10 protein-coding genes and 1 tRNA gene are annotated in these 10,807 nt (G+C 39.0%); 5 read left to right on the forward strand and 6 right to left on the reverse strand.

Annotated features, from left to right (window positions below; translation table 11 throughout):
- Positions 1-58: 58 nt before the first annotated feature.
- The 4 genes from E1163_RS07045 to E1163_RS07060 form a co-directional block, all read right to left on the reverse strand.
- Complete coding sequence (locus tag E1163_RS07045) at positions 59-1,348, reverse strand: adenylosuccinate synthase (protein WP_246223535.1); 1,290 nt, start codon at positions 1,346-1,348, stop codon at positions 59-61.
- A 4-nt stretch (positions 1,349-1,352) separates the two neighbouring features.
- Complete coding sequence (locus E1163_RS07050; protein WP_155170735.1) at positions 1,353-1,697, reverse strand: STAS domain-containing protein; 345 nt, start codon at positions 1,695-1,697, stop codon at positions 1,353-1,355.
- Complete coding sequence (locus E1163_RS07055; protein WP_155170736.1) at positions 1,694-2,167, reverse strand: Fur family transcriptional regulator; 474 nt, start codon at positions 2,165-2,167, stop codon at positions 1,694-1,696. The genes E1163_RS07050 and E1163_RS07055 overlap by 4 nt, the downstream gene beginning before the upstream one ends.
- A gap of 71 nt (positions 2,168-2,238) precedes the next feature.
- On the reverse strand, positions 2,239-4,452 hold the full coding sequence (locus tag E1163_RS07060) for a RelA/SpoT family protein (protein WP_155170737.1): 2,214 nt from the start codon (positions 4,450-4,452) through the stop codon (positions 2,239-2,241).
- A gap of 97 nt (positions 4,453-4,549) precedes the next feature.
- On the opposite strand from E1163_RS07060, the gene E1163_RS07065 reads away from it, so the two are divergent.
- The 4 genes from E1163_RS07065 to clpX all read left to right on the forward strand — a co-directional run bounded on the left by E1163_RS07065 (position 4,550) and on the right by clpX (position 8,096).
- Positions 4,550-4,631: transfer RNA gene (locus E1163_RS07065), tRNA-Leu, on the forward strand.
- Between the two features lie 86 nt (positions 4,632-4,717).
- A complete protein-coding gene (gene tig / locus E1163_RS07070; protein ID WP_246223538.1) occupies positions 4,718-6,052 on the forward strand; it encodes a trigger factor in 1,335 nt (444 codons plus the stop codon).
- 132 nt (positions 6,053-6,184) lie between these two features.
- On the forward strand, positions 6,185-6,856 hold the full coding sequence (locus E1163_RS07075) for a ClpP family protease (RefSeq protein ID WP_155170739.1): 672 nt from the start codon (positions 6,185-6,187) through the stop codon (positions 6,854-6,856).
- A 4-nt stretch (positions 6,857-6,860) separates the two neighbouring features.
- The gene (gene clpX / locus E1163_RS07080) at positions 6,861-8,096 is read left to right on the forward strand and encodes an ATP-dependent Clp protease ATP-binding subunit ClpX (RefSeq protein WP_155170740.1); all 1,236 of its coding nucleotides are present in this window, start codon (positions 6,861-6,863) and stop codon (positions 8,094-8,096) included.
- A 61-nt stretch (positions 8,097-8,157) separates the two neighbouring features.
- Here clpX and lpxB read toward each other — a convergent pair whose 3' ends face one another.
- Both lpxB and E1163_RS07090 read right to left on the reverse strand, forming a co-directional pair.
- Positions 8,158-9,261 (reverse strand): lipid-A-disaccharide synthase, encoded by a 1,104-nt coding sequence (lpxB, locus tag E1163_RS07085; protein WP_155170741.1) that lies wholly within the window; start codon positions 9,259-9,261, stop codon positions 8,158-8,160.
- Between the two features lie 9 nt (positions 9,262-9,270).
- Positions 9,271-9,687, reverse strand: a complete 417-nt coding sequence (locus E1163_RS07090) for a 6-pyruvoyl trahydropterin synthase family protein (RefSeq protein WP_155170742.1) — start codon at positions 9,685-9,687, stop codon at positions 9,271-9,273.
- 107 nt (positions 9,688-9,794) lie between these two features.
- Here E1163_RS07090 and rfaD point away from each other — a divergent pair, with 107 nt between their 5' ends.
- Positions 9,795-10,748, forward strand: a complete 954-nt coding sequence (rfaD, locus tag E1163_RS07095) for an ADP-glyceromanno-heptose 6-epimerase (RefSeq protein ID WP_155170743.1) — start codon at positions 9,795-9,797, stop codon at positions 10,746-10,748.
- Positions 10,749-10,807 lie beyond the last annotated feature (59 nt).

Raw genomic sequence — 10,807 nt, forward strand, 5'->3', positions numbered from 1 at the left:
AGGAGTTTTTATTCCTGCAATACCTCAAAGAAAATATTTTGAAAATATTTTTCGGGGCCTATGCCAAGACCCCGTTTCTCATGATAGTTTGAGTCCTGTCCGGCCCCAGAGAAATAATGTTTATCGGCACTTTAAGCTCATTTTCCAAAAATTGAATATAGCTTTTGAGTTCTTCTGGGAGTGCGTCAAATTCATCAATCTTATCAATAGCTATGTTCCAACCTGGCAACTCTTTATACACAGGCTCAATTTCCTGATCAACTATTTCATACGGAAATATATCACTAACTGTCCCGTCAGGCAATTTATAATGGGTGCATACCTTTATAGTCTTAAATATACTGAGCACGTCAGCCTTCATCATGAACAGTTGTGTTACACCATTGATCATGATGGTATATTTTAAAGCGGGCAGATCTATCCAGCCACATCGTCTTGGCCTGCCTGTAGTAGCACCAAACTCATTGCCTTCTTTCTGCATTCTGGCTCCATCTTCGTCAAAGAGTTCGGTTGGGAATGGACCTCCCCCTACCCTGGTACAGTAGGCTTTAAATATACCGTAGACTTCACCTATATTATTAGGAGCAACTCCTAAACCACTGCAAGCTCCTGATGTGGTAGTATTAGAACTTGTCACATAGGGGTAACTTCCAAAATCTATATCGAGCAACGAACCCTGGGCGCCTTCCGCGAGAATTTTCGACCCTGCAGATAGTTCACTATTAATTTTGTATTCGCCTTCTATAAGATCAAAGGTTTTGAGAAATTCAATCGCATTGAAAAATTCACTCTCAACAGCTTCCAGGTTGTACTCTGTATTGTAGTGAGAGAGTATCTCCAGATGTTTCTCTACGAGTTTATTGTACTTCTTCTTGAAACTTTCGGAAAGTATATCACCTACTCTCAACCCCTGGCGTGCAACTTTATCCTGATATGTAGGACCTATACCTTTCAAAGTAGACCCGATTTTTTTCTTTCCTTTGGCTTCTTCGTATGCGGCATCCAGCAAACGATGTGTGGGTAAAATCAGTTGTGTCTTTTTTGATACGAACAAATTAGCCCGCACATCGATATTATATTTATCAAGTGCTTCTACCTCTTTCTTAAATATTACAGGATCAAGCACAACACCATTTCCAATAATGTTTATAATATCATTTCTGAAAATACCTGATGGTATCTGGTGAAGCACATGCTTGATACCATCAAACTCCAGAGTATGACCAGCATTAGGGCCGCCCTGAAAACGGGCAACAACATTATATTTCGGAGCAAGAAAATCAACAATCTTTCCTTTTCCTTCATCTCCCCACTGGAGCCCTAGTAAAACATCCATTTTGTTTTGCATAGAATCAGGCATTTTTCAATATTTCAAATGCATTTTCTTCACTATCGGTGATATTGAATATAGCATTTAACTTAGTAATAATTAATAGTTTCTGTACACTCTCCGAAGGTTTTAACAGACAAACCTCTCCTCCTTTATTCCGAAACTTAGTAAGTATGGTGATCAGAACCCCTATACCGCTACTGTTAATGTATCGCAAACCGGATATATCGATGACGCATAATTTAATACCTTTTGAGATTTGATCATTGACCATAGCGATTAGATCTAAACCGCTATCCTCACCTATCAAGTCTCCTTGCATGCTCAAGATAAGCACATCATTTTTTATCTGATGCTTAAACTTCATTCTGATTTTTGATTTTGTAGTTTAATACGACAATCTCCGCATATTCCGTATAAATTGAGAGAATGGTGTAAAATGTCGAAATTTAACAATTCCCCTACCATGGTTTGAATATTATGTATTCTCGGATCACAAAATTCCACCACCTTATGACATTCTGTACAAATCAAGTGATCGTGCTGTTTATACCCATATGACTTTTCGTACTGAGCGAGATTCCTCCCAAACTGATGCTTGCTAACAAGATCGCACTCAACAAGCAGGTCAAGTGTATTATAAACCGTTGCACGACTAACCCGATAGTTTTTATTTTTCATACTGATGTACAGGGATTCTACATCGAAGTGTCCATCACGGGAATATATTTCTTCCAAAATGGCATATCGTTCCGGTGTTTTCCTCAGCCCCTTATTTTCCAGGTATGCAGTGAAAATTTTCTTTACTTCCTCGTAAACTTTCTCGTTAAGTGCCATTATTGAATTACTCTATGGGAATGCAAATATATAATTTCTTTCAACAAAAAAGAGTCTGGCTCTTGATTAGGTTATTCATTGTAATCAAAGCGGGAAACTTTAACGACGCCTTCGACCTTTTCAAGTTTTGTAATCAACAAATCGAGGTGTCTGGTATCGTTCACATAGAGCATAATTTCACCTTCAAATATTCCTGAGTCCGTATCAATGGACATTGACCTCATATTTACTTTCAACTCATCTGAAATAATTGAGGTAACATCATTAATTAAGCCTACCCTATCTGTACCAATGATTTTCAAACCAGACAGAAACGAAGCCGCATGTTGTGATGCCCATTTTGCTTTAACCACTCTATGACCGTGGTTAGCCAATAGTTCAGGGGCATTAGGGCAGGTAGTTCTATGTATTTTAATACCTTCATTAACAGTAACGTATCCAAAAACATTATCGCCAGGGATTGGGTTGCAGCACTTTGAGAGTTTATAATCCACTACGTCCATATCCTCTCCAATAAGAAGTATGTCATTAGACTTTAGCTTTACAATCTCCTTCTCAAAGCTCTTTGCATCGGAAATATTGGTACTGGGCTTACTTTTAATAGGTGTGGCCGGCTTAAAGTCTTTGAAGCTCTTCAAATCTTTAGTATCAATCAGCCCCTGGCCAACTTTAAAGAAAAGATCAAATTGGGTATTTACATTAAAATAAGCCCTTAGCCGGTCAAAGGTTTCATTACTTGGCTCTATTTTTAACTGCCTAAGCTTCCTGAGGGCTATTTCCTTACCTTCTTCAGCTATAAACTTCTTATCTTCTTTGAGTTCGTCTTTGATTTTTGCCTTGGCTTTTGAAGACACCACAAATCGTAGCCAATCTTCATTAGGCTTCTGCTTGCTGGAAGTTAGTATTTCTACCTGGTCACCGTTTTTCAATGTATAATTAATGGGAACCAACTTCTGATTAACCTTGGCTCCAATACACCTTGCCCCTACTTCAGTATGTATATCAAATGCAAAGTCAAGAGCTGTTGCTCCATGAGGCAGCGTTTTAAGGTCACCTTTCGGAGTAAAGACGAAAACCTCTTCATTAAAAAGGTTACCCCTGAAATCATCCACAAACTCCAGTGCACTGGAATCGTTTTGTTCCAACATGTCTCTGACCTTGCTGATCCACTGCTCCAGCCCCGATTCATGACTATTAACATTGTCTTTATATTTCCAGTGTGCGGCATAGCCTTTCTCGGCTATTTCATCCATTCGCTTTGATCGTATCTGCACTTCTACCCACTGGCCGTTTTTTGCCATTACTGTAGTGTGAAGAGATTCATAACCATTGGCTTTAGGTGTACTGATCCAATCACGCAGCCTGTCCGGATTTGGTTTGTAGTAGTCAGTAACAATGGAGTAAACCAACCAACACATGGCCTTCTCATTTTCCAAAGATGTATCTACTATTATCCTGATCGCAAACAGATCGTAGACCTCTTCCACCGGAATATTTTGCTTCTTCATTTTATTCCAGATTGAATAAATCGATTTCGGTCTTCCTTTTATCACATATTCAAATCCGTGTTCATTTAGCTCCTTTTGCAAAGGACGAATAAAGCTTTTAATGAACCTGTTCCTGACATCTTTGGTAATATCGACCTTCTTAACAATCTCTGCATAAACTTCATTCTCTGTATAGCGGAGATACAGATCTTCCATCTCTGATTTTATGGCATACAGCCCTAGCCGGTGGGCAAGTGGGGCATATAGAAATATTGTTTCGGAGGCTATTTTGTATTGTTTATTAACCGGCATACTATCCAGAGTCCGCATATTATGCAGCCTGTCAGCCAGCTTAACCAAAATAACTCGAACATCCTCGGAAAGGGTAAGGAGCATTTTTCTGAAATTTTCCGCCTGCTGCGAACTTCCATGCTCAAATACCCCGGAAATCTTGGTAAGGCCATCAATGATCCTGGCTATTTTCTTACCAAAGTCACGCTCTATATCCTGAATGGTCCACTCTGTATCTTCAACAACATCATGAAGCAGGGCTGCCACTATGGATGTGGTTCCCAATCCTATTTCGTCAACACAAATTTTGGCTACAGCCAGAGGATGAAATATGTAAGGTTCTCCTGATTTACGGCGCATTCCATGATGTGCCTCCATTGAAGTATTAAATGCCTTTCTGATTAGTCTGGAATCACCCTCTTTTAGAAATGGTTTAGCTCGTCTCAATAATTGTCTGTACTTGCGAACTATTTCCTTATTTTCTTCCTCAACATCTATTGCAATCATATTAAAAAATCTCGCTCAAATAAATTTTTAAATTCTCCTTGAAAAACATTTGCAGTATAAAAAATATTTTTTACATTTGCACTTCATTTTACAACAAGCGGATGTGGCGAAATTGGTAGACGCACTAGACTTAGGATCTAGCGCCTCCGGGCATGGGGGTTCGAGTCCCTCCATCCGCACTAAAAAAACAACCCTCGGTCCCGATAAGTTTATAAATTCGTGATTGAGGGTTTTTATTTATTATTCACTATTAAAATTAACAGCTTTGGATATCACATTAGACAAAAAAAGCTCAACGGAAGCCTCTATTAAAGTTACATTAAAGGAAAGTGATTATCAACCTAATGTAGAAGAAAAAGTAAAGCAGTACGCTAAAAAGGCAAATATTAAAGGCTTCCGACCTGGCAAAGTTCCTCCAGGTTTGGTGAAGAAAATGTATGGCAAGTCTATTGTTGTGGAAGAAATTAACAATATCCTTTCCAAGTCCCTTTCTGATTACATAAAGAAGGAAGATATCCAGCTAATTGGTGAGCCTCTACCCGACCTTGAAGAAGCAGCAAAAATAGACTGGGACAATCAAAAAGATTTTGAATTCAACTATGCCATAGGTATGGTTGACCAATTCTCTTACGATCTGTCAAAAAAGCAAAAGGTAAATTCTTATACAATAGAAATAGATAAGAAGGCTCTCAATGAAACTCTTGATAATGTAAAAAAACAGTTTGGTACTACCACCAATCCTGAGGTAAGCGAAGCAGGTGATGCATTTTACGGGGATATCCGACAACTTGATGGAGATCTTTCCCATGAAGGGCTTATTAGTTGGGAGGATCTTGACAAAAAGGCCCACAAAATGTTTACCGGTGTTAAGCCAGGAGAAGTAATTGAATTTGATATTGAAAAAACTATCAAAGATCATCATACCATTGCCCACCTTCTCAATGTAGGACATGATGAAGCCAAAGAAATAAAGGGTAAATTTCAGCTAACTGTAAAAAATATCAACCGTTCAGTACCGGCGGAATTGAATCAGGAACTTTTCGATAAAGTGTTCGGAAAAGATGCCGTTAAGAGTGAAGATGAATTTACTCAAAAGGTAAAAGAAACTGTAGAGGGCAATTATAAAAGGGAAACTGAATACTACCTTGACCAAAGCATCAAAGATCACTTTGTAGATAAAACTAAAATAGATATACCTGAGGCATTCCTTAAAGATTGGCTACTAAGGTCGAATGAAGGGAAAGTTACCCAAGAGGATGTGGACAGAGAATTTGATGAGTATGTAAAATCCTTAAAATGGGACCTGATCAAAAACAAAATTGCCGAAGATAACGAAATTAAAGTAGAGAATGCTGAGGTAGTAGACAAAGCAAAGTCAATGATCCTGCAACAGTTAGGTGGCCCTGGCGCTGCTGAGCAGTTGAAAGATCATTTGGATGCTTTCGCAGATAACTACTTAAAAGGAGAAAATGGCCAAAACTACATGAGGGTATTTGGGGAAGTAAGAGATGAAAAAATCCTGAGCTTCATCAAAGAACAAATCACCCTTAATGATAAGAAGGTTGACGTTGAAGAATTTAAGAAAATTGTAGCGAACTAATCTAACATTTTGACAGTTAATTGAAAGCCCTGGGTTACTTGGGCTTTTTTTTGTATTAGTAGACAATTCTTGTAATTTCTTGTTATAATTGAGTGCAAACAAATACTTAAATGAATAAGAAAATTTACTGAAATGATAAATAAAGAAGAATTCCGAAAATTTGCAGTAAAAGATCAGGGTATTAGCGGCACCACATTTGATGACTACTCAAAAGCCGTTCAAAACATGACGCAGTACGTCATTGAAGAACGCCCTGGAAACTTCCGAGCTATTGACGTATTCACCCGGCTAATATCAGACAGGATCATATTTTTAGGTATGGGTGTTGATGATCAGATCGCCAACATTATTACAGCCCAATTACTTTTCCTGGAGTCAAGTGACCCTAAAAAGGATATTATTATGTATATTAATAGTCCGGGAGGTTCTGTATATGCCGGTTTGGGCATCTATGACACCATGCAGTATGTTAACCCAGAAGTCGCAACTATCTGTACCGGTATGGCTGCTTCTATGGCAGCAGTGCTAATGGCTTCCGGAGATAAAGGTAAGAGGGCTGCTTTGCCTCATTCAAGAATCATGATACACCAGCCTAGCGGCGGAATGCAAGGGCAATCCAGGGATATGGAGATTACCTTAAAGCAGATGCAGGAATTAAGAAAAGATCTGTATGAAATTCTGGCAAAACATACAGGTCAAAAATATGAAAAAATAGAACAGGATTCGGATAGAGACTATTGGATGAGAGCCCAAGAGGCCAAAGACTACGGTCTGATTGACGAGGTCCTGATCAGAAAAAAATAATATAATGGCAGAAGTAACTTGCTCTTTTTGTGGAAGGAATAAAAAGGATGTAGACCTTATGATATCAGGGATACATGCGCACATTTGTGACAAATGTATTACCCAGGCGAATCAAATCCTTTCGGAAGAGAAAAAATCAAACACGAGTGGAGATGGCGCACCTAACTTTAATCTGGTGAAGCCAAAGGAGATGAAGAAGTTCCTTGACGAATTTGTTATCGGGCAAGACGAAGCCAAAAAGGTGATCTCAGTGGCCGTATACAACCACTACAAAAGGCTGATGCAGAAGAAGTCTGATGATGATATTACGATTGAAAAATCAAATATCATTATGGTTGGTGAAACAGGAACCGGTAAAACATACCTTGCCAGAACATTGGCCAGGATTCTTCAAGTTCCTTTCTGTATTGCGGATGCAACTGTACTAACCGAAGCAGGTTATGTTGGGGAGGATGTTGAGAGTATTCTCACCAGACTTCTTCAAGCTGCTGACTATGACACAGAAGCGGCAGAAAGAGGAATCGTATATATCGACGAGCTTGATAAAATTGCGAGAAAATCAGACAACCCTTCAATAACCCGGGATGTAAGTGGAGAAGGTGTGCAACAGGCGCTTCTGAAACTTCTAGAGGGAACTACGGTAAACGTTCCTCCTCAAGGTGGAAGGAAGCACCCTGATCAAAAAATGATTTCGGTAAATACTGAAAACATTCTTTTTATCTGCGGAGGTGCTTTTGATGGAATTTCCAGGAACATTGCCAAGAGGATCAACACGCGTCCGATGGGTTTTGCTTCCTCTGAAGATGCTATTAAACCTTTAGATGTTGAAAATGACAATCTCCTTCAATATGTGACAGCACAAGACCTTAAGAGTTTTGGCCTGATACCTGAATTAATCGGAAGGATGCCAGTGTTAACATATCTGAACCCGTTAGACAAAGAAGCTCTAAGAAAGATACTGACTGAGCCTAAAAATGCGCTTATCAAGCAGTATAAAAAGCTATTTGAAATGGAGGATATTGCCGTTGAATTCAAGGATGGGGCACTGGACTTTATTGTTGAAAAAGCACTTGATTATAAGCTTGGAGCAAGAGGTTTAAGGTCTATTTGTGAAGCCATTGTTAATGATGCCATGTTTGAATTGCCTTCTGACGATAAAGCAGACAAACTAATCATTAACCGATCATATGCTGAAGAGAAGTTTAGCAAATCTAAATACAGCAAGCTTAAAGTTGCCTAGCAGCTTATAGCGAAAGTATAAAAAAGTAAAGGCCATCCGAAAGAGTGGCCTTTACTTTTTGTTAACCTGCATCACGAAGATATTTGACCATTAGTTCGGCAGCGTTATCAGAAGCTCTTCCTATATCAAGTTGCTTTTTTATCATTTGATATTGGTTTAACATCTCCTCTCTATAAGGCTGATCATTTAAAATTTTACTAAGCTCTTCTGAAAGACTCTTTTCATTAAGGTCATCCTGAATGAGTTCTTTAACTACTTCTTTATTGGCTATTAAGTTAACGAGAGATATAAACGGTACCTTAATCAACCATTTGGCTATTTTATAAGATATCCCACTCGTTTTATAGATGACAATCTGCGGCACCTCCCACATGGCCGTCTCTAAGGTTGCGGTACCCGAGGTGACTATAGCTGCCCTGGCATGTGCCAGAAGATCATAGGTATATCCATAGACCAACTTAACATTACTGTTACTACTGATGGAAGAATAGAGATCGTGAGACAAATTATCCACTGCGGCTACTGCAAACTGCTGATCAGGAAATAGCTTTACAAGCCCATTAATTGTTGGCAGTACATTTTGTAACTCTTGTTTACGGCTTCCGGGCAAAACTGCTATGTAGTCACCCTCGAGCTCCGTACGCTCTATATCAGGATGGTAGTCATTTACGGCATCAAGCACAGGGTTTCCAACATAATCGACAGGCCAATCGTATTTCTTATAAAACTCCTGTTCGAATGGCATAATAACGAACATATGATCCACACGTCTCTTGATCTTCAATGCCCGTTTTTGGTTCCATGCCCATACTTTAGGTGATATGTAGTAATACACTGGGATTCCCTTTCCTTTAGCATATTTGGCTATTTTAAGATTAAACCCTGCATAATCAACCAGTACTACCACATCTGGCTTGAACTTGTCAATTTCTCTTTTACAGTAAGCCAGATATCTGCGAATGGTACCAAGGTTTTTCACTACTTCCAAAAAACCCATAAATGCCAGCTCTCGATAATGTACCAATATCTCAGCACCAGCCGTCTCCATATAGTCTCCACCAAAGCCCTTAACAGAAGCTTGTGGGTCTTGCCCTTTTAACGCTTTAATTAAATTTCCAGCGTGTAAATCACCAGACCTTTCACCTGCTATTACAAAATACTTCATTCTGTCGGGTTAACCATAGTATTCTACATAGTTTCTAGGTGTCTCATAAAGTTTAATGCAGTGTAACTGAGCTGAAGAGGTAATGGTAGGCAGTTTTTCGCTTAATATCTTCCAAAACTCTATGACAAGGTTTTCAGTGCTCGCCATTTTTCCCTGCATAAAATCAACGTCAAGGTTCAGGTTTTTATGGTCAACCTTATCAACTATCTCGTTCCTGATCAGTATACTTAGCTTTTTAAGATCGACAACAAACCCTGTATCTGGATCCGGGTCTCCTTTTACGGTCACAATCATTTCAAAATTGTGACCATGCCAGTTGGCATTGGCGCAAGGGCCAAATACTTCAGTATTCTTCTCCTCTGACCAGTTAGGATTATACAGCTTATGTGCTGCATTAAAATGCTCTTGTCTACTTAAAAAAACCATTTTCAGCTCATTAAAATCTTTTGCAAATATACGAAAGAGATCAGATTTTGAGGGTACTACTTCGTTTTATAGAAATCATTGGGTTAATTTGCCCAAAATTTACAGATATGATCGTAGTTACCGGAGCCGTTGGGTTTATTGGAAGCCAGCTTATTGAAAAATTAAATAATGAAAACTTCAACAATGTTATAGCTGTTGACAAGTTTGATAACCCTATTAAAAACAGTAATATCGAAGGGTTGAAAATACTGGAAAAAGTAGATCGGGAGGTATTCCAGCAGTGGCTCGATGTTAATTACGAAGAGGTTGAGTTTATTTTTCACATTGGAGCCAAAACAGATACTACCTTATTTGATGAAGAGCTTCTAAACAGGCTAAACACGCAATACACAAAAGATCTCTGGCTAAGGTGCGTAAAATATCAAATTCCAGTTGTTTATGCCTCCTCTGCCGCTACCTATGGATTAGGAGAGCATGGCTATGAGGACGATGAAAAACAGATCCCAAACCTCAAACCTCTGAATCCTTACGGTCAGTCGAAGCAAGATTTTGATATATGGGCTTTGGAACAGCCAGAAAAGCCATTTTACTGGGCAGGTTTAAAGTTCTTCAATGTGTACGGTCCAAATGAATATCATAAAGGGCGAATGGCTTCTGTTGTTTGGCATGCTTATAACCAAATAAAAGATACAGGCGCAATGAAATTATTCCGTTCTCACAACGCTCAATACAAAGATGGAGAGCAGATGCGCGATTTTGTTTATGTGAAGGATGTTGTAGATGTCTGCTACTGGCTTATGCATCACCGAAAAGATTCAGGCATTTATAACCTGGGGAGTGGCAAAGCCAGAACGTTTCTTGACTTGACAAAGGCTGTATTCAAAGCCATGGGTAAAGAGGAAAACATTAGTTTCATTGACACTCCAGAAGACATAAGAGACAAATACCAGTATTTTACCGAAGCCAATATGAGCAAATTGAGGGGGATTGGGTACTCAAAGAAATTTCATGATTTGGAAGAGGGGGTTGAGGAGTATGTGGGCAAGCATCTTGGAATTTGATTGCCTCATTCAGTCTTTTATTTCCATAGTGGCACTTCGCTACAACCTACTATTCTAGG

The organism is Fulvivirga kasyanovii (assembly GCF_009711405.1).
Taxonomy (GTDB): Bacteria; Bacteroidota; Bacteroidia; order Cytophagales; family Cyclobacteriaceae; genus Fulvivirga; species Fulvivirga kasyanovii.